The organism is Nocardioides sp. WG-D5 (genome assembly GCF_054031175.1).
The window spans coordinates 2,617,909-2,638,980 of record NZ_CM132928.1 but is presented as its reverse complement, the minus strand read 5'-3'; the positions used below and the strand labels follow the sequence as shown (position 1 = coordinate 2,638,980).

Genomic DNA, 21,072 nt, shown 5'->3' with positions numbered 1-21,072 from the left:
CACCGCGGGGGTGGTGTGCAATCAGAGGGATGCCTCGCTTTTGGCGGAGCTCTTCAGCGGGCTGTTCCGGTCACCGCCGTCGCGTAGAGGTCCTCGTCGTGATGGATCTCCGCGACGAGCCCCTGCGCCCGCATCAGGCTCGCGGTGACGGGCGCCTGCTCCTGGCCCGCCTCGATGACGAGCACGCCGCCCGGTGCCAGATGCTTCGGCGCCTGCTCGATCACGCGCCGCTGGACGTCGAGCCCGTCGGCCCCGCCGTCGAGCGCCACGTGGTGCTCGTGGTCGCGCGCCTCGGGCGGCATGTTCCGGATCTGGTCGCTCGGGACGTAGGGGGCGTTGGCCACGATCAGGTGGAACGCAAGGTCGTGGGGGAGCGGGGCGTAGAGGTCGCCGAGGAGCACCCGGTCCGGGGGCAGGTTCCGGCTGGCACAGGCGACGGCGGCCGGGTCGATGTCGGTGGCCCAGACCTCCGTACCGTGGACCCGGGCCGCGACCGCCGCGCCCAGCGCTCCGGTCCCGCAGCCGAGGTCGAGAACCCTCCGGGTCGTGCGGTGCTCAGTCGCGTGGACGGCGAGGTCGACCATCAGCGCCGAGCGCTGCCGGGGCACGAACACCCCCGGCGCGACCCGGATCCGGAGCCCGCAGAACTCGGCCCAGCCCAGGATGAGCTCCAGTGGCTCACCGGCCACGCGGCGTACGACCATCGCCTCTCGCTCCTGCGGCGAGACGGGTGCTTCTTCGAGGAGGGCGGCCTCCTCCTCGGCGAAGACGCAGCCGGCGGCGCGGAGGCGGGCGACGAGCCCCGGATCGGGAACGACGGAGGTCATCAGAGAATATTGGCACGTGGACGCCCTGACTCCGATCGGAATCATCGTGGCCGCGTACGCCGCGTTCGTGACGATCGCGGCCGTCGTCGGCCTCGTCCTGAAGGCCCCGCGTCCGCGGTGGCTGGACCAGCTGGCGTGGATGCTGGAGATCCTCGCGGTCGTGCTCGCGGTCGGGGCGCTGGCGGGCTGGTCGGCCGGGCGCAAGCCGGAGTCGCTGCCGACGTTCCTGGGCTACCTGGGCGCGCTCGTGTGCCTGATGCCGCTGGCCCTGCAGACGATGCGTGAGGACCGCTCGACCTGGTCCTCGGGCGTGATCGCGGCGGCGGCCCTGGCGACGGGGGTCGTGGCCGTACGCGTCATGATGGTCCGGTGACCGAGACCGCCCCCGCCAAGACCCGTTCCGGTCCGCACCTGGTCCTGCTGACCGTCTACGCGATCTTCGTGCTCGCCGCGGGCGCCCGGTCGCTGGTGCAGGTCCTCACCCGCTTCGACGAGGCCCCGATCGCCTACTCGCTCTCGGTGGTCGCCGCGGCGACGTACGTCGCGGGCTGGTTCGCGATCCGCCGAGCTGCGGCCGGGTCGGCGGGCTTCGCGAAAATCATGCTGTGGGTCGAGCTCGCCGGTGTGCTCGTCGTCGGTGTCCTGTCCCTGGTCGTCCCGTCCTGGTTCCCGGATGCATCGGTATGGTCGAAGTTCGGGAGCGGATACGGTTTCGTTCCTGCCCTGCTGCCGATCCTGGGCCTGCTCTGGCTCTGGAAAGGCCGAACTCCGGGGCCGACCGAAGGAGCCTGATGAGTCAGTCGACAGCCACCGCCATCTCGCCTGACTCGGGGGAGCACTGGTCCGCTCCGGGAGCATGGACGGTCGCCGACGGCGTACATCGGATCCCGCTGCCGCTGCCGATGGACGGGCTCAAGGCGGTCAACATCTACGTCCTCGAGGGCTCTGACGGCCTTTCGTTGGTCGATGGTGGCTGGGCGATCACCGAGGGGCGCGCCGCGCTGGAGAGTGGGCTGAAGAAGCTCGGCTTCGCGTTCAGGGACGTCCGGCGGTTCCTGGTCACCCACGTGCACCGCGACCACTACACGCTCGCCTCGGTGCTGGGTGAGGAGTTCGGCGCCGACGTGCTGCTCGGCGCCGGCGAACGGCCCACCCTCGAGCTCACCAACGGCGACCTCGACGGCTGGATCTCGACCGACCGCCTCCTGGCTCATGCCGGCGCACCCGAGCTGGCCGAGAAGTGGGCCGCCAACCCGCCTCCGCCGCCCGATCTCTCGCACTGGCGGATGCCTTCGCGTTGGCTGGAAGGGGACGTACGCCTCGACGTCGCCGGCCGCGACCTCGACGCCGTGCACACCCCTGGCCACACCCAGGGCCACTACGTCTACGCCGATCTAGCCGGCTCGGTCCTGTTCGCCGGCGACCACGTGCTGCCCACGATCACCCCGTCGATCGGCTTCGAGCCGGTCCCGGTCATCGACCCGCTCGGCGACTTCATGGCCTCGCTGACCAAGGTCCGCTCCCTTCCCGACCTGCAGCTTCTTCCCGCTCACGGCCCCGTCGCGACCTCGTCGCACGCCCGCGTCGACGAGCTCCTGGCCCATCACGAGACCCGGCTCGCCCAGTCGCTGGCCTCCTTGCGTCTCGGGCGACGTTCGGCCCTCGAAGTCGCCAACGACCTCGGCTGGACCCGCCACGAGCGCGCCTTCGCCGAGCTCGACTACTTCAACGCCGGCCTCGCGGTCATGGAGACCAAGGCCCACCTCGAGCTGCTGGTCGCTCGCGGTCTCGCGACCCGAGAGGAGACCGAGGCGAGCGTGCTGTTCGCCCCGGTCGACGCCGTCAGCGCCTGAGCCGCATCGGGGTGTGCGGGATGCCGTCCTCGAGGAACTCCTCGCCGTCCTTCACGAACCCGAACTTCGCGTACCAGCCGGCCAGCGGCGACTGGGCGTCGAGGACGATGTCGCGGTCGGTGACGGCCTCGACGGCGGCCTTCATGATCACGTCCGCCAGGCCCTGGCCGCGGTGGGTGGGGGCGAGGACGACGCGGCCGATCCGCCACACGTCACCGTCGTCGAGGATGCGGGCGGTGCCGGCGAGCCGGTCGCCGTCGGTCAGCACCACATGACGCGTCCCGGGCTCGAGGTCTCGGCCGTCCAGGTCGAGGTAGGGGCAGTCCTGCTCGACGACGAAGACCTCCTGGCGCAGCTGCCACAGGGCGTACGCGGTCTTGGGGGTGAGGTCGTCGAAGGACGAGATGGAGACGTCGGTCATGGGTGGATTCTCGCAAGCAAGTAGTGTTGCCCGGAACAGACAGGGGAGGCCGGGAGGCCTGAGAGTGCGGCGAACAGCGCCGCAGACCCTCCGAACCTGCTCCGGTTGACACCGGCGAAGGGAGTCAGAGTGCGCATGCGTACGCCTGCCATCACTGCCACTGCGATCACTGCGGTCTCGGCGCTGCTGCTGTCCGCGTGCGGGGGCACCCCCACGAAGCCGGACGCCGAGAAGTCGAGCGGCGCCGACGACAAGACCGTGGTGCTGCTGACCCACGACAGCTTCACGCTGCCGAAGGAGGTGCTGGCCGAGTTCACCGAGAAGACCGGCTACACCGCCGAGATCCGGCACGCGGGCGACGGCGGCGAGCTGACCACCAAGATCGCCCTGGACACCGGCAATCCCGACGGTGACGCGGTCTTCGGCGTCGACAACACCTTCGCCAGCCGGGCGATCGACCAGGGCGCGCTGGAGGCCTACACGCCGGAGACGGTCCCCGCCGGGGTCGACGAGTTCAACCTGCCGGGCGACGAGGAGCACTTCCTCACCCCCGTCGACAACGGCAGCGTGTGCGTCAACATCGACACCGAGTGGTTCGCGGCCAAGAAGCTGACGCCGCCGAAGTCGCTCGACGACCTCGCCGAGCCTGCGTACAAGGACCTGCTCGTGACCCCGGGCGCGGCGACGTCGACGCCCGGGATGGCGTTCCTGCTGGCGACCGTCGCCGAGTACGGCGAGGACGGCTGGGCCGACTACTGGGGCAAGCTGATGGACAACGGCGCCAAGGTCGTCGACGGCTGGGACCAGGCCTACTACTCCGACTTCACCCAGGGCGGCGGCAAGGGCACGCGTCCGATCGTCGTCTCCTACGACTCCTCGCCGGCCTTCACCGTCAAGGACGGGAAGACCACGACGGCCGCGCTGCTCGACACCTGCTTCCGTCAGGTCGAGTACGCCGGTGTGCTGAAGGGTGCCGACCACCCCGAGGGCGCGCAGGCGCTGATCGACTTCATGCTCTCCGACAGCGTGCAGGGGGCACTGCCGGAGAGCATGTACGTCTTCCCCGTCTCCTCCGACGTCAAGCTGCCTGCCGAGTGGGCGAAGTTCGCCCAGCAGCCCACCTCGCCGCTCTCCGTCGAGCCGAAGGAGATCGAGGAGAACCGGGAAGCGTGGCTGGCGACCTGGAGTGACACGATCGCGCAGTGAGCTCCACCCGTCGCGTAGGCACCCTGGTCGCGCTCGCCGCCCTCCCGGTGGCCGTGCTGGCGGTCTTCTTCGTCCTGCCGGTCACGGGGATGGTGCAGCGCGGACTGTTCTTCGGTGGCTCCTTCGACCCGTCCGTGGTGTCCCGGGTCGTGGGGCGCCCGGAGATCCAGCGGGCGCTCTGGTTCACGCTGTGGTCCTCGGGGCTCGCGACGGTGCTGAGCGTCGCCTTGGGGCTGCCGGCTGCGTTCGCGCTGCATCGACTGGCATTTCCGCTGCAGCGCGTCATCCGGGCCGGGCTGCTGGTGCCGTTCGTGCTCCCCACCGTCGTCGTCGGGGTCGCCTTCCGCGAGCTCATCGGCGAGGCGGGTCTGCTGGCATCTCTGGGTCTCGATGGCACGCCGACGGCGATCATCCTCGGGCTGGTCTTCTTCAACGCCTCGGTGGTGATCCGTGCGGTCGGGGCGGCCTGGGAGTCGCTCGACCCGCGACCCGGTGAGGCCGCCGCCGCTCTCGGGGCGTCGCCGTTGCGGGTCCTGCTGACGATCACCCTGCCCGCGCTGCGTCCCGCGATCGTCTCGGCGGCGTCGGTGGTCTTCCTCTTCTGCGCCACCGCGTTCGGGATCGTGCTCACCCTCGGCGGGGTGCGCTACAACAGCATCGAGACCGAGATCTACAAGCTGACCTTCACCCTGTTCGACCTGCCCGGTGCCGCGGTGCTGTCGGTGCTGCAGCTGGTGGTCGTCGTCGGGCTGCTGGTCGTGGCCGGTCGGCTGCGCTCGGTGCCGGATCCCGCGCAGTCGAGGGTCGTCGTACGCCGCCGCCGGGTCTCGCCGCGGGACCTCCCGGCCCTGCTGTCGACGTCGGTGCTGGTCCTGCTGGTGGCCGGGCCGCTGCTGGCGCTGCTGCTCGGGTCGCTGCGGGTCGACGACCGGTGGAGCCTCGGGAACTATGTCGCCCTGCAGACCCCCGGGTTCGACCCCCCGCTGCCGGTGCCGGTCACCACGGCGCTGATGACGTCGCTGGCGGTCGCGGTGCAGGCGACGCTGGTCGCGCTGGTGCTCGGGCTGCTGGTGGCCTTCGCGGTGACCCGTCGGTCCCGGACCCTTGCGGAGCGTCGGGTGCGCGCCGTGCTCGACGGGCTGTTCATGGTGCCGCTCGGGGTCAGCGCCGTCACGCTGGGGCTGGGACTCTATCTGACGCTCGGGTCGGGCGTCCTCGACCTCCGAGACGAGCCGTGGCTGGTACCGCTGGCGCAGGCGCTGGTCGCGTTGCCCCTGGTGGTGAGGACGTTGGTGCCGGTCCTGGGGTCGGTCGACGACCGGCTCCGTCAGGCCGCCGCGGGTCTCGGGGCCGGGCCGCTGCGCGCGGTGATGACCGTCGACGTACCCGCCGTCTGGAAGCCGCTCCTCGCTTCCTCCGGCTTCGCCTTCGCGGCCTCGCTGGGGGAGTTCGGCGCGACGTCCTTCCTCGTCCGCGAGGAGCGCCCCACCCTGCCCGTCGTCATCCTCCGGTTGCTGTCCCGTCCGGGCTCCGACAACTACGGCATGGCCCTCGCCGCCGCCTGTGTCCTCGCCGCCGCCACCGCCGTCGTGATGCTCCTCGTCGAGCGTCTCCGCGTCCCTTCGATCGGAGCACTGTGAACACCGCACCGCCGAAACCGCACCTTTGGGGGCCGAGTCCGCACTTGTGGCGGACGAAACGGCAGTTTGGTTCGCCAGAACTACCGATTCGGCCACCAAAACCACCGCTCCGGCAGGATCGAGGTTGCGATGCTGTCGCTGCGTGAGGTGTCGGTGGCGTACGACGGGAAGGCGGCCGTCGAGGACGTCAGCCTGGAGCTGGCGGACGGTGAGGTGCTGGCGCTGCTGGGCCCGTCGGGCTCGGGGAAGTCGACGCTGCTGCGGGCCGTGGCCGGGCTGGAGCCGGCGACGGGGGAGATCGGCTGGGACGGGCGGTCGATGCGCGGGGTGCCGACGCACAAGCGCGGGTTCGCGCTGATGTTCCAGGACGGGCAGCTGTTCCCGCACCTCAGCGTCGCGGGCAACGTCGCCTACTCGATGCGGCTGCGGCGGATCCCGGCCGCCGACCGCGAGAAGCGGGTCGCCGACCTGCTGGAGCTCGTGGGTCTGGGCGGCTACCAGGATCGCCTCCCGGGCACGCTGAGCGGTGGCGAGCGGCAGCGGGTCGCGCTGGCGCGGGCACTGGCGGTCGAGCCGCGGCTGCTGCTGCTCGACGAGCCGCTCTCCGCGCTCGACGCGGGCCTGCGGGAGCGCCTGGCCGGCGACCTGCGACGGATCCTCCACGAGGCCGGCACCACCGCGCTCATGGTCACCCACGACCAGGAGGAGGCCTTCGCGGTCGCCGACCGGATCGCGCTGCTGCGCGACGGCCGCCTCGTGCAGGAGGGGACCCTCCGCGACGTCTGGGCGAGACCGACCGACACCTGGGCCGCCCTGTTCCTGGGGTACGCCCGGGTGCTCGAGAGGCCGGCGGCGTACACGGTCCTGAAGGCCGCCGGGCTGGCTCCCGCCGACGCCGTGGCGCTGCGCCGCTCCGCCTTCGTCGCCGACCCGGCGGGACCGCTCACCGGCACCGTCGTCTCGGCCAGGGCCACGCCGGAACAGCACCGGCTCGTCGTACGTCTCGACGACATCGGCGAGGTCGACGCGGTCGCCGACTCGGCGCCGGCGCCGGGGGAGTCGGTCAGGCTGCGGGTGGAGCCGAACCGGCTGGCCGTTCCAGAATCTGTTGTCCCCGAATCGTGCGCCCAGGAATCGGCAGAGCAGCCACCCGCCATTTAAACTTAGCGGCTATGTATCGCCGCGCTCAGATCTTCCTCGTCAGTAGCGCGCTGATCTTCGGCCTGATCGCAGTCGTGACCGCGCAGATCGTCGACAAGCGCATGCTCGACCCGGAGGGCTTCCTCGGACCGTCCTGGCTCCGGTTGCCCCTCCTCGTCGGAGCCGCCCTGCTCGTCGACCTCGTGCCACGCACGCTGTGGTTGGCGAAGTTCAAGTGGAAGGACATGGGCCCGATCTTCAAGGAGCGGGTCCGCACCCACTGGACCCGTGAGCGCCTGACGCTCGTGGCGATGGGCATCGTCTGCTTCTACCTGGTCTACGTCTGCTACCGGAACCTCAAGTCCTTCCTGCCGTTCGTCGTGCCGGAGACCTACGAGTTCGACCACGAGCTGCACCTGATCGACAAGGCGGTGCTCTTCGGCGCCGACCCGGCGATCCTGCTCCACGACCTTCTCGGCACCGGCTGGGTGGCCTGGTTCCTCTCCTACATCTACATGTGGTTCCTGCCGCTGGTGCCGTTCGCGGTCGCCGCGTGGCTGGTCTGGTCGCGCAACCTGGCCTACGGCTACTGGTTCGTCGCCTCGCAGTGCATCGCCTGGATCCTCGGCACGGTCTCCTACTACTGCCTGCCGACGGTGGGCCCGGGCCTGCAGTATCCCTATCTCTACGCCGACCTGCCGGACACGCCCGCGAGCAGTCTGATGGAGTCGCTGGTCTTCACCCGGCAGCACGTCCTCTTCGACGTCGACGCCAACGTCGTGCAGTCGGTCGGTGGCTTCGCCTCGCTCCACTGCGGCATCACCCTGCTGGTGGCGCTGATGATCCACGCCACGATCAACAACAAGATCGCCCGCTGGGCCGGCTGGATCAACTTCGGCATCACCGTCGTCGCGACCGTCTACTTCGGCTGGCACTACCTCGCCGACGACGTCGCGGGATGCATGATCGCGCTCGTCGCCTACTACTTCGGTGGCCTTGCGGCCAACCAGAAGTTCCGGCGCAAGGGCGTACGCCGCCTCGTCGCCGAGTCCGAGGCGATCGCCGGAGCCGAGGCGAAGGTCGCACACGAGCTGACCTGAGCTGCCCCGAGCTGACCTGATCTGGGCATGATCGGGGCTTAGTCTGGTGGCGTGACCGCCATCGATGCAGCCTCACTGACCGCACTTCTCGACGGGCGATACGCGGGAGTCCGGGAGGACGTACGCAAGTCCCTGATCGAGCGCGCCGACTTTCTCGACGAGGTCGAGGAGCTGCCGCGGCCGGAGTACCGCGAGCGGGTCCGGGAGGTGCTCCTCGACGTCTCCGCGACCGGTCTGACCGGGCTCGGGTTCCCGAAGGAGTACGGCGGCGGCGGTGACGTCGGCGCCTCCATCGCCGCCTTCGAGGAGATGGCCGGCGGGGACCTGTCGCTGCTGGTGAAGTCGGGCGTGCAGTTCGGCCTCTTCGGCGGCGCGATCCTGCAGCTCGGGACCGCCCGTCACCACGACCGCTATCTCGCCGACATCGTCTCCGGGCGCGTGCTCGGCTGCTTCGCGATGACCGAGCACGGTCATGGTTCCAACGTGGCCGCGGTCGCGACCGTGGCCACCTACGACCCGGCCAGCCAGGAGTTCGTCATCGAGACGACCCGGGAGGATGCGTACAAGGACTACATCGGCAACGCCGCCGCCCACGGCGAGCTCGCGGTCGTCTTCGCGCAGCTGGTCGTCGGCGGCGAGGAGCGCGGGGTGCACGCCTTCGTCGTGCCGATCCGGGTCTCCAGTGCTCCGGCGCCCGGGGTTCGGATCGAGGACGACGGGCCCAAGATGGGGCTCAACGGCGTCGACAACGGACGCCTGTGGTTCTCGGGCGTGCGGGTGCCGCGTACGTCCTTGTTGAACCGCTTCGCCGACGTCACCGAAGCGGGCGAGTACGTCTCCGAGATCGAGTCGGCCGGGCGGCGCTTCTTCACGATGCTCGGCACGCTCGTGCAGGGCCGGGTCTCGGTCGGAGGGGCCGCGATCCGCGCCTCGGAGGTCGCGCTGACCATCGCGGTCCGCTACGCGCTGCGCCGGCGACAGTTCGAGGCCTCGGCGGAAGCTGAGGAGTCGCTGCTCATCGACTACGGCCAGCACCAGCGCCGGCTGCTGCCGCTGGTCGCGCGGACCTACGCGCTGCGCTTCGCGCAGGAGGTCGTACGCGACGACCTGCACGACGTCTTCTCCGGTGTCGCGACCTCCGAGCACGCCCGGCGCGAGCTCGAGTCGCGGGCCGCCGGCACCAAGGCCCTGGCGACGTGGCACGCGACGCGGACCATCCAGGAGTGCCGCGAGGCGTGCGGTGGCGCGGGCTACCTGGCCGCCAACAGGTTCGCGGCCCTGAAGGCCGACACGGACGTCTTCACGACCTTCGAGGGCGACAACACCGTGCTGCTGCAGCTGGTCGCCAAGGGCCTGCTCACCGGCTACTCCAGCGAGTTCGAGGAGATGGACCAGCTCGATCTCGTACGCTTCGTCGCCGGTCTCGCCGTCGAGACCGTCCTGGAGCGCACCGCCGTGCACAAGCTGCTCGAACGGGTCCGCGACGTCGTCCCGATCGCGGGCGAGCGCGAGCCGGACATCCTCGACGCCGACTACCACCTGGCGATGCTGCGCTTCCGCGAGGAGCACATGCTCGCCGGCGTCGCCCGGCGCCTGCAGTCCGGCGTGAAGGCCGGCCGCGAGCCCGGGGAGGTCTTCTCGACCGTCCAGGACCACGTCATCGGGGTCGCTCACGCGCACGTGGAGCGGCTGATCCACGAGGCGTTCCGGGAGAAGGTCCGGGTGCTGCCCTCGGGGCCGGTGCGGGATCTGATGGACACCGTCTGCGACCTCAGCGCCCTCTCGGTCATCGAGGCCGACCGCGCCTGGTTCATGGAGCACGGCCGGCTCTCCTCAGAGCGCTCCAAGGCGATCATCGGCGAGGTCAACCGCCTCTGCCGCGACCTCCGCCCGCATGCGCGGCTGCTCGTCGACGGGTTCGGGGTGCCCGAGGAGCTGCTGCGGGCGAAGGATCTGATCGGCTGAGGGTTGGCTGGGTGAGCATCCACCGGCACGTCGTACGTGACATAGGCCGCTGACAGTGCGGATCGCCAGCTGAACACCCGCGGGTGGTTGACTGGTCCGGTGGCCAGGCTGATCCTCATCAACGGAATGCCCGGGGTAGGAAAATCGACACTCGCCAGGCGCTTCGCGGCCGACCACCCCGGCACGCTGGTGTGTGACATCGACCTGCTGCGTACGTTCATCAGCGGGTGGAGAGACGACTTCCTCGGTGCCGGTGCCCGGATCCGGCCTGCGGCGCTGGGACTGATTCGCGGATACCTCAGCGAGTCCGGCGACGTGGTGCTGCCACAGCTGTTCGCCAGGGTCAGTGAGCTCCAACGCTTCGAGCGGGCGGCGCACGACGCCGGCGCCGAGTTCGTCGAGGTCATGCTCCACGCCGTCGAGGACGACGCGCTACGCCGGTTTCACGGACGCGATGACGGCAACGATCCCTGGCATCCGATCGTGCGAGAGATCGTGGCGGAGTCCGGTGGCGACGAGCACCTGCGTGCGTACGCCTCCAAGCTGGCCGAGCTGGTGGCGGAACGCCCCGCGACGAAGGTCGTCCCGAGCGTCGCGGGCGAGATCGACGCAACGTACGAATCCTTGCGCGCCGCGCTCGGTGAATGCTGACCGAGTTACCTCGGTGAACATCCACGCCCGCCGACCGAGTCCCCCTTCGACAAGCTCAGAACAACGCCTCGGTCAGCAGACGACAGGACTCAGTGAGCGGTGTTCTTGAACCGGTCGACGGAGGCGGCGATCTCAGACTCCGCGGCGGCCTTGCCGACCCAGTCGGAGCCCTTGACGGTCTTGCCGGGCTCGAGGTCCTTGTAGTGCTCGAAGAAGTGCTTGATCTCGTTGAGCGTCCACTCGTCGACGTCCGCGAGGTCCTGGATGTGGTCGAAGCGGGGGTCGCAGGGGACGCAGAGGACCTTCTCGTCCTGGCCCTTCTCGTCCTCCATGACGTACATCGCGACGGGACGGGCCTGGACCAGCACGCCCGGGAAGAGCGGGTAGGGGGTCAGGACCAGCGCGTCGAGCGGGTCACCGTCCCCGCCGAGGGTGTCTTCGATGTAGCCGTAGTCTGCGGGGTACATCATGGAGGTGAACAGAACGCGGTCGAGACGAAGCCGATTCGACTCGTGGTCCACCTCGTACTTGTTGCGGGATCCCTTGGGGACCTCGATCAGTACGTCGAACTCCTGCGTCACTTCTCTGCCTCCAGACAAACCCAAAAACGGAATGCCGGACAGTCTGACACCGATCGGCGTCAGACCCGGCATCGAGGAGGATATCCGTGGAGCCTGACACCCCGCCGAAGTGGCCGTCAGAGGAGACGGACGAGGCCCGCGGGAAGCTCGCGGTCGTGGTGCCGCTGGTGCTCGCGCTCCTGGTGGGGGCGGCGGCAGCGGCGTACGCCCTGGGGTGGGTGCGCTATGCCCAGGGCAACGTCGCGCCGACCCCGCCGCCGGCACCGCTGAGCATCGCCACGGTCAGCCCCGCGGCGGTCGCGGGCCAGCAGTCGAGGACCCCCGGAAAGCCTGATCAGGCCGCGCTGCAGCGGGTGATGCGCGAGATGGTCGGCGACAAGCGTCTCGGCCGGCACCTCAAGGCGGCGATCGCGCCGCTCGAGGGCGCGCCGGTGGTCACCCACGGCACCGGGGCCGCCACCCCGGCCAGCGTCACGAAGGTGCTGACCAGCGTGGCGGTGCTGGAGGCGTACGGCCCCGAGCGCAGGTTCGAGACCAGCACCACGCTCCAGGGGAGCACCGTCACGCTCGTCGGAGGAGGTGACGCATCTCTCACCAGCAACGACCTCGACACGCTCGCCGCCGAGACGGCCCGGGAGCTCGGCGCCACCAAGACGGTGAGCCTGGCCTACGACGACAGCCTGTTCGCCGGGCCGGTGCTGAGCCCGACCTGGCGGCGCACCTACCTGGGGGAGGAGGTCGGCGGGATCACCGCGCTGCTGGTCGACCACGGTGGGTCCCAGGCGACGGGATACAGCCGCGATCCGTCCCTGCAGGCCGCCGAGCAGTTCAAGAAGGCCCTGGCCAAGCACGGGATCAAGGTCGACGGCAAGCCGGTGCGGGGGACCAAGGCGGGCACCCAGCTCGCGGTACGCCACGGCGACACCCTCCGCGAGATCGTCGAGTACACGCTGCAGCACAGCGACAACCAGCTCGCCGAGGTGCTCGCCCGCCATGTCGGGCTGGCGGCCGGCGAGCCGACGTTCGACGGCTCCACCGCGGCGATCACGGCCACGCTCAAGGAGCTCGGCATGGACACCACCGGCCTGGTCCTGCGCGACGGCTCCGGCCTCTCCCGGCAGAACCGGATCCCGCCGACGCTGCTGGTCAGCGCGCTCCAGACCGCCGCCAGCCCCCACCGGCCCGAGCTCGCCCCGGCGATGACCGGCCTCCCGGTCGCCGGCTGGGTCGGCTCGCTCTCGCGCCGGTTCAACTTCGACGCCGAGCCGGGGCGCGGCCGCGTCCGGGCGAAGACCGGCACCCTCACCGGCGTCTCCGGCCTCTCCGGCATCGCGGTCGACGCCCGCGGCACGCCGTTCGTCGTCGTACTCATGGCCGACGGGTTCAAGCCCGAGCAGACCCTGGACGTACGCGACGCCCTCGACGATGCGATGGCGTCGGTCGCGACGTGTCGATGCTCGGCATAGGTTCGGTCGGCTACGGTCGTAGGCATGACCCATCGAGCTGAGGAGCCCAGGCCGTCCGGAGCGACCATGGTCGACTGGGACCTGGCCGTGCGCCTCGGCGCGAAGGTCGCCGGAGACGGCCCGATCGTCTCGCGCAACGAGGCCCGGCAGGCCGTCGAGGAGCTGCGCGAGGACGCCGCGAAGGCGACCGAGTTCGTGCGCGAGTTCACCGGCCTGGACGCGCCCCGCGACACCGCGCCGGTCCTCGTGGTCGACCGCAGGGGCTGGATCCAGGCCAACGCCGACACCTTCGCCCACGTGATCTCGCCGGTGGTCGACCGGATCACCGCGAAGCGGGCTCCGGGCGCCCTCTCCCTGGCGGTCGGCTCCAAGATCAGCGCCGCCGAGGTGGGCGGTCTGCTCGGTTTCATGTCCTCGAAGATCCTCGGTCAGTTCGACCCGTTCTTCGGGCCTTCGGGCCGGCTGCTGCTGGTCGCGCCCAACGCCGTCCACGTCGAGCGCGAGCTCGGCCTGGACCCGACCGACTTCCGGCTGTGGGTCTGCCTCCACGAGGAGACCCACCGGGTCCAGTTCACGGCCAGCCCGTGGATGCGCGACCACCTCTTCGCCCAGATCGAGGGCCTCTCCGAGGCGATGGACCCGTCCTCGATCTTCGACGGCGGCCTGCAGCGCGTCTCCGAGGCGCTCAAGGGCAACGGCAGCATCGTCGACGCCTTCGCCAAGCCCGAGCAGAAGGAGATCATCGACCGGGTCACCGGGATGATGTCGCTGCTCGAGGGCCACGCCGACGTGGTCATGGACGACGTCGGCCCCGGCGTGATCCCGAGCGTGACCATGATCCGCAAGGCGTTCAACAAGCGCCGACAGGGCATCGGCGTGCTCGACCGCCTGCTCCGCCGCCTCCTCGGCCTGGAGGCCAAGATGGCGCAGTACCGCGACGGCGCGAAGTTCGTACGCCACGTGGTCGACCGGGTCGGCATGGACGAGTTCAACGCCGTCTTCGCCGGCCCCGAGAACCTCCCGTCGAAGGCCGAGATCGTCGAGCCGGACGCCTGGGTCACTCGCGTTCTGGCATGAGTCTCCACCCCTCGATCGCAGCCGTACGCCGCCCCGTCCGCGCCACGCTCGAGCAGCTGGAACCGGGCGACAAGGTGATCGTGGCCTGCTCCGGGGGAGCGGACTCGCTGGCGCTGGCGTCCGCGGCGGTGTTCGAGGGCCACAAGCTCGGGCTGCACGTCATCGGTGCGACCGTCGACCACGGGATGCAGGAAGGCAGCGACGCCCAGGCGAGCAAGGTCATCGCCCAGCTCGCCGAGATGGGCATCGACGAGACCGTCACCGCGACCGTCGAGGTGAAGGCCGACGGCGAAGGCCCGGAAGCAGCCGCCCGGCAGGCTCGCTATGCGGTCCTCGACCAGCTCGCCGAGCGCCTCGACGCGAGCGTGATCCTGCTCGGCCACACCCGTGACGACCAGGCCGAGACCGTGCTGCTGGGGCTGACCAGGGGCTCGGGCGCCCGCAGCCTCTCCGGGATGCGCGCCGCCTTCGACCGCTATCGCCGTCCGCTCCTCGGGACCACCAGGATCGACACCGAGACCGCCTGCCAGATCGAGGGCCTCGACGTCTGGCAGGACCCGCACAACCGCGACTTCGCCTACACCCGCGCGCGCATCCGACACCGGGTCCTGCCCACGCTCGAGGAGGATCTCGGGCCGGGGGTCACCGAGGCGCTGGCCCGCACGGCCGAGCAGCTGCGCGAGGACGCCGACTTCATCGACGACATCGCCGAGTCGATGCACCGCGAGCTCGGCGGAACCCTCCCGGTCGAGACGCTGGCGCAGTATCCGGCCGCCGTCCGCACCCGGGTCCTCCGGATCGCCGCCCTCGCGGCCGGTAGCCCGCCCGCGGAGCTCACCCGCGACCACGTCAAGGCCGTCGACGAGCTGATCACCGGCTGGCGCGGGCAGCGCTGGATCGACCTGCCGGGACACATTCGGGCGCGGCGTACGAACTCGTCGATCGTCTTCGAATCAGGCCCTTTCCCCACCAGCATTTAGAGTGGCGCTCATGGACACCGAGTACGTCGGCGACGACCTCGTGAAGACCCTGTTCACCCACGACGAGATCCAGGCGAAGGTCGAAGAGCTGGCCCGCCGGATCGAGAAGGACTACGAGGGCGAGGAGCTCCTGATCGTCGGCGTCCTGCGGGGCGCGGTGATGATCATGGCCGACCTCGCGCGCGCCCTGAACCGCCACGTCGAGATGGACTGGATGGCGGTGTCGTCCTACGGCTCCGGCACCAAGTCGTCCGGTGTGGTGCGGATCCTGAAGGACCTCGACACCGACGTCACCGGCAAGCACGTGCTCGTCGTCGACGAGATCATCGACTCCGGCCTGACCCTGACCTGGCTGACCTCCAACCTCAACAGCCGCGGCCCGGCGAGCCTCGAGATCGTCACCCTGCTCCGCAAGCCCGAGGCGGTCAGCATGCCGGTCGACGTGAAGTACGTCGGTTGGGACATCCCCGACGAGTTCGTGGTCGGCTACGGCCTCGACTTCAACGAGAAGTACCGCAACCTCCGCGACATCTCGACCCTCGCTCCGCACATCTACAGCTGAAGCGGAGCCGATCGGTCCGTCAGCGCGCGGGCCGGATGCTGGCGATCACTCTCGCCAGGGTCGCGTCGCTGTCGGCGCCGTCGACATCACGGTCGGCGACCATCACGAAGAGCGCGGACTTCCCGGCTGCCCGCGGCACCGACACCACGGTGACCTCGAGGGTCGGCACCGCGCACTCCGGGTCCACCGGGGTCGTCGTGGCGGTCACGGCCGTCGCGGTGGTCCTGCCGCCGTCGACCTCGGCCGGTCGGGGATCGCCCAGCGATCCGGGCGGCGTCTTGCCGTCCTCGCTCTGACCTGCTGAGACGGCCCAGTGGGTCGCGGTGGCCTCGATGGTCCCCTTGTCGGACCTCGACCCCGGCGTGACGAAACCGACCAGGGTGTGCGAGCTGCCCGGACCGCACCAGTCGTCCCCGCCGAAGGCGACCCCGTGCATGATCGCCTGCACCTCGCCCTCGCTCGACTCGAACCCGGCGAGCGTCTCGGGGCCCGGCCTCCAGTTGCCGGGTACGTCGTACGCCATCGCGTCCTTGGCCGAGGTCACCGACTGCCACGGACCGGTGGGCTGGGCCATGCTCGGGGTACCCGAGGGACCGGCGGGACTCGGCGTAGCGGCCGCCGAGGTCGCCGGCGCCGCCGACGTGCTGGGCGCCGTCGGCGGTGGTACGTCGCCCGCCGGCTGCGCCACGAGCCGCCAGGCGAGCACGCCGGCAGCCGCCACGAGAACGACCAGGAGCACGACCAGCGCTACGACGATGATCAGGGCGAGACGGCTGCCGGAGCCACCGGTCGGACCCGGTGTCGAGGCTTTACTTTCGGCCATGGCGACACAGTAGGACGGTTTCGCTCCGGCGCCTCGCCGGATCGCCGCTTTCGCTGATGGCAGAACCGCTCAGGTGGGTTCGGGCACGATTTGGCGTGTACCGTCGTTCTAAATGACGAGCACGCTCCCCGGCGTGCGATGTCTGACCCCGTAACGGTTGAAAGAAGCCTGTGAAGCGCATATTCAAAGGTCCCTGGCTGTGGATCATCCTGGCAGTGCTCGGTGTGATCCTGGCTCTGCAGTACCTGGCCCCTCGCAACGGCGGCGACGAGATCACCACCAGCGAGCTGACTGAATACATTCAGAAGGACCAGGTCAAGGAGATCACGTTCGTCGACGGCGACCAGGAGATCAAGGCGACCCTGACCAAGGATGCACGCAAGGGCAGCGCCGAGGTCACCACGTCGTGGGTCGACGGCGACCAGGAAGCGCTCATCGAGATGGTGCGCAAGACCGAGGCCGAGGGAGACAACCTCAAGGAGTTCAACTCCGAGGTCGCCAAGCCCTCCGTGCTCGGCTCGATCCTGAGCTTCCTGCTTCCGTTCGTGCTGATCATCGTGCTGTTCCTGTTCCTGATGAACTCGGTCCAGGGCGGCGGCGGCCGCGGGGTCATGCAGTTCGCCAAGTCCAAGGCGAAGCTGATCACCAAGGACATGCCGAAGACGACGTTCGCCGACGTCGCCGGGGCGGACGAGGCGGTCGAGGAGCTCCAGGAGATCAAGGAGTTCCTGCAGGAGCCGGCGAAGTTCCAGGCCGTCGGCGCCAAGATCCCCAAGGGCGTGCTGCTCTACGGCCAGCCGGGCACCGGTAAGACCCTGCTCGCGCGTGCCGTCGCGGGCGAGGCCGGCGTGCCGTTCTACTCGATCTCCGGTTCGGACTTCGTCGAGATGTTCGTCGGTGTCGGTGCGAGCCGTGTCCGCGACCTGTTCGAGCAGGCCAAGGAGAACGCTCCCGCCATCGTCTTCATCGACGAGATCGACGCCGTCGGCCGCCACCGTGGTGCCGGCATGGGCGGCGGCCATGACGAGCGCGAGCAGACGCTCAACCAGCTCCTCGTGGAGATGGACGGCTTCGACGTACGCGGCGGGGTCATCCTGATCGCGGCCACCAACCGTCCCGACGTGCTCGACCCGGCGCTGCTGCGCCCGGGCCGCTTCGACCGCCAGATCCAGGTGGACGCGCCCGACCTCGCCGGTCGCGAGAAGATCCTGCAGGTCCACGCCCGCGGCAAGCCGCTGGCCGGCGACATCGACCTCGACTCGGTCGCCCGACGGACCCCCGGGTTCTCCGGTGCCGACCTGGCCAACGTGCTCAACGAGGCCGCGCTGCTGACCGCGCGCAGCGACCAGAAGCTGATCACCAACAAGGCTCTCGACGAGGCCATCGACCGCGTGATCGCGGGCCCGCAGAAGCGCACGCGCCTGATGAGCGAGCAGGAGAAGCTCATCACCGCCTACCACGAGGGTGGCCACGCGCTGGTCGCCGCGGCGCTGCCGGGCCCGGACGTGGTCCAGAAGATCACGATCCTGCCGCGCGGCAAGGCGCTGGGCTACAACCTGGTCATGCCCGACGACGACCAGTACAGCCAGACCCGCTCGTCGATGCTCAACAAGCTCTCCTACATGCTCGGCGGCCGTGCCGCGGAGGAGCTCATCTTCCACGACCCGACGACCGGCGCCGGCAACGACATCGAGAAGGCGACCAACCTCGCCCGCGCGATGGTCACCCAGTTCGGTATGACCGAGCGCCTGGGTGCGATCAAGCTCGGGGAGTCCAACGGCGAGCCGTTCCTGGGGCGCGACATCGGCCACCAGCGCAACTACTCGGAGGAGGTCGCGGCCATCGTCGATGACGAGACCAAGAAGCTCCTCGCGACCGCTCACCAGGAGGCCTTCGACATCCTCGAGGAGAACCGGGACGTCCTCGACAATCTGGTCCTGCAGCTCCTGGAGAAGGAGACGCTCTCCAAGCAGGAGGTCGCCGAGATCTTCGAGCCGCTGCGCCGCCGCGACCCGCGTCCGGCCTGGACCGGCTCCGACACCCGCCGCCCCTCGGACCGCCCGGCGGTCGAGATCCCGCGGTGGATCGTCGAGCGCGACAAGGAGAACCTCGCCAAGGCGATCCGAGCCGCCGGGAAGCAGTCCGGCGCCCAGTCAGGTGCCCAGACCGCCAACGGTGTCGACGTCGCCAAGCCGACAGAGGCCGGTTCGCCCGAGGGCACCCCGCCCGCCTGATACTGAAGCCATGTCCGACAACTTCGATGACGTAGCGCCCGTCCACGTCCCCGAGCGGGACGTGGCGGACGTTCCTCCGTTCGACCAGAAGCGGGCCGAGGCGGCCGTGCGCGAGCTGCTCTACGCGATCGGGGAGGATCCCGACCGCGAAGGGCTGCTCGAGACCCCCGCCCGGGTCGCCCGCGCCTACCAAGAGGTGACCCGCGGGCTCCACCAGGAGCCCAAGGACGTGCTCACCACGACCTTCGACCTCGGCCACGACGAGATGGTCCTGGTCCGCGACATCGAGCTGTGGTCGATGTGCGAGCACCACCTGGTGCCGTTCACCGGCGTCGCCCACGTCGGCTACATCCCGGCCGAGTCCGGCAAGATCACCGGCCTCTCCAAGCTGGCCCGGCTCGTCGACGTCTACGCGAAGCGACCGCAGGTGCAGGAGCGGCTCACCACCCAGGTGGCCGACGCTCTCACCGAGATTCTCGAGGCCCGCGGGGTCATCGTGGTGATCGAGGCCGAGCACCTGTGCATGACGATGCGCGGCGTCAAGAAGGCCGGCGCCCGCACGATCACCAGCGCCGTACGCGGCACGATGCGCTCCAACGCCACCACCCGGGCCGAGGCGATGGCCCTGATCCGGGGCGGAACCAGGTAGCAGCCCCTGGGTAGGGTCGTCCCCGTGAACGAGCGCCAGCGAGTGAACCATGAAGTCATCACGCGGCCGCGTCCGTATTCTGGCGCTTGCGCTACGGAGGTGGCCGCGTGAAGGTCATGGGGATCGTCAACGTCACACCCGACTCGTTCAGCGACGGCGGACGGTTCTTCGCGACCGATGATGCGGTGGCCCATGGCCACGCTCTCCTGGAGCAGGGTGCGGACCTGCTCGACATCGGCGGCGAGTCGACCCGTCCGGGAGCGACCAGACCGCTGGTGGCCGACGAGCTGGCGCGGGTGGTGCCGGTCATCGAGACGCTGGCCGCGGAAGGGGCGACCCTCTCGGTCGACACGATGCGTCCCGAGGTCGCGGAGGCGGCGCTGAAGGCCGGGGCCAAGATCATCAACGACGTCTCGGGCGGTCTGGCCGACCCGGGGATCCTGAAGGTGGCGGCCGACCACGGTGCGACGTACGTCGTGATGCACTGGCGCGCGCACGGCGCGGAGATGCAGCACAAGGACCATCTCGTCTACGCCGACGGCGTGGTCGCCACGGTGAAGCAGGAGCTGGAGCAGCGGATCGAGGCGGCGCGGGCGGCGGGGATCCAGGACGACAACATCGTGATCGACCCGGGCCTGGGCTTCTCCAAGACGGCCGACGACAACTGGCGGCTGCTGGCCGGGGTGGAGGAGTTCCACAAGCTCGGCTACCCGGTGCTCATCGGGGCGAGTCGCAAGACCTTCCTCGGCCGCCTGCTGGCCGCCCCCGACGGCACGCTGCGTCCGGTGACCGAGCGGGAGAGCGCTCATGACGCGATCACCGTGTTCCTGGCGCAACGCGGTGTCTGGGCGACACGTGTTCATGACGTACGTGCTGCCAAGGACGCCCTCGCGGCGGCAGCGAAATTGGGGAGTATTCGATGAACATCGAGGAACCTGCCGACGAAATCCAGATCCTCGGTCTGGAGTGCTACGGACACCACGGGGTGTTCGACTTCGAGCGCCGTGAGGGGCAGAAGTTCATCATCGACCTGGTCATCGGCACCGACTCCCGCAAGGCGGCGGCGACGGACGACTTGCAAGACACCGTGGATTACGGAAGTCTCGCGATGGCGGTCAAAACCAATGTTGAGCGCGACCCGGTGGACCTCATCGAAACGCTTGCCCAGCGGATCGCGGACATTTGCCTTGCAGACATCCGCGCACTTTGGGTACGTGTTACGGTTCACAAACCGGGGGCGCCTATCGAAGCGACGTTCAAAGACGTCACCCTGACGATCACCCGGAGGCAGAGCACGTGACAGAGGTACCCAACCCGTACATCATCGACGCCGACACGCTCACCGGGGAGATGCGGCCGATCCGGCGGGCGGTGCTGTCCTTGGGCTCCAATCTCGGCGACCGATTGGCAAACCTGCAGGACGCTTTGAACACGCTTGCCGAGACCCCGGACGTCTGGGTGACCACGATCTCGCCGGTGTATGAGACCGAGCCGGTCGACTCTCCCGAGGGTTCCGACCTCTATCTGAACGCGATCGTCCTGGCCGACACCACCCTCACTCCGGCGCGCCTGCTCGACCGCGCGCTCACCATCGAGGACGCCTACGGACGCTCCCGCAGCGGCATCTTCAACGAGCCGCGTACGCTCGACATCGACGTGATCTCGGTGGGCGACAAGATCCTCGAGGAGGAGTCGCTGACCCTGCCGCACCCGCGCGCCCACCAGCGCGCCTTCGTGCTCAAGCCGTGGCTGGACCTGGAGCCGAGCGCCGACCTTCCGGGCGTCGGTCCGATCGCCGAGCTGCTCGAGCAGTCGGACCAGACCGGCATCACCCGCCGCGACGACCTCGTCCTCGAGCTCTGAGCCGGATCTGAGCACGACACCGGAGGACCCCGAC

At 69.7% G+C, this 21,072-nt stretch carries 22 protein-coding genes and 1 riboswitch; of the genes, 18 read left to right on the top strand and 4 right to left on the bottom strand.

Going from position 1 to position 21,072, the window contains the following annotated elements:
- Positions 1–53: 53 nt before the first annotated feature.
- A complete protein-coding gene (locus ACWZJV_RS12820) occupies positions 54–827 on the bottom strand; it encodes a putative protein N(5)-glutamine methyltransferase (protein WP_457181710.1) in 774 nt (257 codons plus the stop codon).
- Positions 828–843: 16 nt separating this feature from the next.
- On the opposite strand from ACWZJV_RS12820, the gene ACWZJV_RS12815 reads away from it, so the two are divergent.
- Genes ACWZJV_RS12815 through ACWZJV_RS12805 form a run of 3 tightly spaced genes read left to right on the top strand, consistent with a single transcriptional unit; the run spans position 844 to position 2,680 of the window.
- Positions 844–1,200 (top strand): hypothetical protein, encoded by a 357-nt coding sequence (locus ACWZJV_RS12815; RefSeq protein WP_457181709.1) that lies wholly within the window; start codon positions 844–846, stop codon positions 1,198–1,200.
- Entirely contained in the window at positions 1,197–1,619 is a 423-nt protein-coding gene (locus ACWZJV_RS12810; RefSeq protein WP_457181708.1) for a hypothetical protein, read from the top strand. The genes ACWZJV_RS12815 and ACWZJV_RS12810 overlap by 4 nt, the downstream gene beginning before the upstream one ends.
- The gene (locus tag ACWZJV_RS12805) at positions 1,619–2,680 is read left to right on the top strand and encodes an MBL fold metallo-hydrolase (protein WP_196872413.1); all 1,062 of its coding nucleotides are present in this window, start codon (positions 1,619–1,621) and stop codon (positions 2,678–2,680) included. The genes ACWZJV_RS12810 and ACWZJV_RS12805 overlap by 1 nt, the downstream gene beginning before the upstream one ends.
- Here ACWZJV_RS12805 and ACWZJV_RS12800 read toward each other — a convergent pair.
- Positions 2,670–3,101, bottom strand: a complete 432-nt coding sequence (locus tag ACWZJV_RS12800; protein WP_008354970.1) for a GNAT family N-acetyltransferase — start codon at positions 3,099–3,101, stop codon at positions 2,670–2,672. The genes ACWZJV_RS12805 and ACWZJV_RS12800 overlap by 11 nt on opposite strands.
- Positions 3,102–3,132: 31 nt before the next feature.
- A riboswitch (TPP riboswitch) is annotated at positions 3,133–3,241 on the top strand.
- Here ACWZJV_RS12800 and ACWZJV_RS12795 point away from each other — a divergent pair.
- From ACWZJV_RS12795 to ACWZJV_RS12770, 6 genes are all read left to right on the top strand, one after another.
- Positions 3,237–4,307, top strand: coding sequence for a thiamine ABC transporter substrate-binding protein (locus ACWZJV_RS12795; protein ID WP_457181707.1), 1,071 nt, complete (start codon positions 3,237–3,239; stop codon positions 4,305–4,307). Its footprint overlaps the riboswitch before it by 5 nt.
- The gene (locus tag ACWZJV_RS12790; protein ID WP_457181706.1) at positions 4,304–5,947 is read left to right on the top strand and encodes an ABC transporter permease; all 1,644 of its coding nucleotides are present in this window, start codon (positions 4,304–4,306) and stop codon (positions 5,945–5,947) included. The genes ACWZJV_RS12795 and ACWZJV_RS12790 overlap by 4 nt, the downstream gene beginning before the upstream one ends.
- A 129-nt stretch (positions 5,948–6,076) precedes the next feature.
- A complete protein-coding gene (locus ACWZJV_RS12785) occupies positions 6,077–7,108 on the top strand; it encodes an ABC transporter ATP-binding protein (protein ID WP_457181705.1) in 1,032 nt (343 codons plus the stop codon).
- Between the two features lie 11 nt (positions 7,109–7,119).
- A complete protein-coding gene (locus tag ACWZJV_RS12780; protein WP_008354962.1) occupies positions 7,120–8,187 on the top strand; it encodes a phosphatase PAP2 family protein in 1,068 nt (355 codons plus the stop codon).
- A gap of 51 nt (positions 8,188–8,238) precedes the next feature.
- Positions 8,239–10,152, top strand: coding sequence for an acyl-CoA dehydrogenase family protein (locus ACWZJV_RS12775; RefSeq protein ID WP_457181704.1), 1,914 nt, complete (start codon positions 8,239–8,241; stop codon positions 10,150–10,152).
- A 99-nt stretch (positions 10,153–10,251) separates the two neighbouring features.
- Complete coding sequence (locus ACWZJV_RS12770) at positions 10,252–10,803, top strand: AAA family ATPase (RefSeq protein ID WP_008354959.1); 552 nt, start codon at positions 10,252–10,254, stop codon at positions 10,801–10,803.
- 89 nt (positions 10,804–10,892) lie between these two features.
- Here the strand turns inward: ACWZJV_RS12770 and ACWZJV_RS12765 are convergent, their stop codons facing one another.
- A complete protein-coding gene (locus ACWZJV_RS12765) occupies positions 10,893–11,384 on the bottom strand; it encodes an inorganic diphosphatase (RefSeq protein ID WP_008354957.1) in 492 nt (163 codons plus the stop codon).
- 86 nt (positions 11,385–11,470) lie between these two features.
- Here ACWZJV_RS12765 and dacB point away from each other — a divergent pair, with 86 nt between their 5' ends.
- From dacB to hpt, 4 genes are read left to right on the top strand one after another with little or no spacing between them, the layout of a single operon-like run.
- The gene (gene dacB / locus ACWZJV_RS12760; protein WP_457181703.1) at positions 11,471–12,850 is read left to right on the top strand and encodes a D-alanyl-D-alanine carboxypeptidase/D-alanyl-D-alanine endopeptidase; all 1,380 of its coding nucleotides are present in this window, start codon (positions 11,471–11,473) and stop codon (positions 12,848–12,850) included.
- Between the two features lie 24 nt (positions 12,851–12,874).
- Entirely contained in the window at positions 12,875–13,927 is a 1,053-nt protein-coding gene (locus tag ACWZJV_RS12755; RefSeq protein WP_457181702.1) for a zinc-dependent metalloprotease, read from the top strand.
- Positions 13,924–14,907 carry a tRNA lysidine(34) synthetase TilS gene (gene tilS, locus ACWZJV_RS12750; RefSeq protein ID WP_008354951.1) on the top strand — a complete coding sequence of 328 codons (984 nt, stop codon included), beginning with the start codon at positions 13,924–13,926 and terminating at the stop codon, positions 14,905–14,907. Before ACWZJV_RS12755 ends, tilS begins: the two co-directional genes overlap by 4 nt.
- A gap of 10 nt (positions 14,908–14,917) precedes the next feature.
- The gene (hpt, locus tag ACWZJV_RS12745; RefSeq protein ID WP_040754785.1) at positions 14,918–15,469 is read left to right on the top strand and encodes a hypoxanthine phosphoribosyltransferase; all 552 of its coding nucleotides are present in this window, start codon (positions 14,918–14,920) and stop codon (positions 15,467–15,469) included.
- A 19-nt stretch (positions 15,470–15,488) separates the two neighbouring features.
- Here the strand turns inward: hpt and ACWZJV_RS12740 are convergent, their stop codons facing one another.
- Positions 15,489–16,292 (bottom strand): hypothetical protein, encoded by an 804-nt coding sequence (locus ACWZJV_RS12740; protein ID WP_457181701.1) that lies wholly within the window; start codon positions 16,290–16,292, stop codon positions 15,489–15,491.
- Positions 16,293–16,462: 170 nt separating this feature from the next.
- Between ACWZJV_RS12740 and ftsH the strand changes: the two genes are divergently transcribed.
- From ftsH to folK, 5 genes are all read left to right on the top strand, one after another.
- On the top strand, positions 16,463–18,526 hold the full coding sequence (ftsH, locus tag ACWZJV_RS12735; protein ID WP_457181700.1) for an ATP-dependent zinc metalloprotease FtsH: 2,064 nt from the start codon (positions 16,463–16,465) through the stop codon (positions 18,524–18,526).
- 10 nt (positions 18,527–18,536) lie between these two features.
- Positions 18,537–19,175, top strand: coding sequence for a GTP cyclohydrolase I FolE (folE, locus tag ACWZJV_RS12730; RefSeq protein ID WP_457181699.1), 639 nt, complete (start codon positions 18,537–18,539; stop codon positions 19,173–19,175).
- Positions 19,176–19,291: 116 nt separating this feature from the next.
- On the top strand, positions 19,292–20,098 hold the full coding sequence (gene folP, locus ACWZJV_RS12725; protein WP_457181953.1) for a dihydropteroate synthase: 807 nt from the start codon (positions 19,292–19,294) through the stop codon (positions 20,096–20,098).
- On the top strand, positions 20,095–20,475 hold the full coding sequence (gene folB / locus ACWZJV_RS12720; RefSeq protein WP_165109446.1) for a dihydroneopterin aldolase: 381 nt from the start codon (positions 20,095–20,097) through the stop codon (positions 20,473–20,475). Before folP ends, folB begins: the two co-directional genes overlap by 4 nt.
- Entirely contained in the window at positions 20,472–21,038 is a 567-nt protein-coding gene (gene folK, locus ACWZJV_RS12715) for a 2-amino-4-hydroxy-6-hydroxymethyldihydropteridine diphosphokinase (RefSeq protein ID WP_008354939.1), read from the top strand. Before folB ends, folK begins: the two co-directional genes overlap by 4 nt.
- Positions 21,039–21,072 lie beyond the last annotated feature (34 nt).

Bases quoted from the DNA above. Each gene is read 5' to 3' on its own strand.
- ACWZJV_RS12805 (WP_196872413.1), top strand. From the start codon at position 1,619: ATGAGTCAGTCGACAGCCACCGCCATCTCGCCTGACTCGGGGGAGCAC.
- folB (WP_165109446.1), top strand. From the start codon at position 20,095: ATGAACATCGAGGAACCTGCCGACGAAATCCAGATCCTCGGTCTGGAG.
- ACWZJV_RS12740 (WP_457181701.1), bottom strand. From the start codon at position 16,292: ATGGCCGAAAGTAAAGCCTCGACACCGGGTCCGACCGGTGGCTCCGGC.
- ACWZJV_RS12780 (WP_008354962.1), top strand. From the start codon at position 7,120: ATGTATCGCCGCGCTCAGATCTTCCTCGTCAGTAGCGCGCTGATCTTC.
- folP (WP_457181953.1), top strand. From the start codon at position 19,292: ATGGGGATCGTCAACGTCACACCCGACTCGTTCAGCGACGGCGGACGG.
- ACWZJV_RS12785 (WP_457181705.1), top strand. From the start codon at position 6,077: ATGCTGTCGCTGCGTGAGGTGTCGGTGGCGTACGACGGGAAGGCGGCC.
- ACWZJV_RS12800 (WP_008354970.1), bottom strand. From the start codon at position 3,101: ATGACCGACGTCTCCATCTCGTCCTTCGACGACCTCACCCCCAAGACC.
- ACWZJV_RS12820 (WP_457181710.1), bottom strand. From the start codon at position 827: ATGACCTCCGTCGTTCCCGATCCGGGGCTCGTCGCCCGCCTCCGCGCC.
- ACWZJV_RS12755 (WP_457181702.1), top strand. From the start codon at position 12,875: ATGACCCATCGAGCTGAGGAGCCCAGGCCGTCCGGAGCGACCATGGTC.
- tilS (WP_008354951.1), top strand. From the start codon at position 13,924: ATGAGTCTCCACCCCTCGATCGCAGCCGTACGCCGCCCCGTCCGCGCC.
- hpt (WP_040754785.1), top strand. From the start codon at position 14,918: ATGGACACCGAGTACGTCGGCGACGACCTCGTGAAGACCCTGTTCACC.
- folE (WP_457181699.1), top strand. From the start codon at position 18,537: ATGTCCGACAACTTCGATGACGTAGCGCCCGTCCACGTCCCCGAGCGG.
- ACWZJV_RS12795 (WP_457181707.1), top strand. From the start codon at position 3,237: ATGCGTACGCCTGCCATCACTGCCACTGCGATCACTGCGGTCTCGGCG.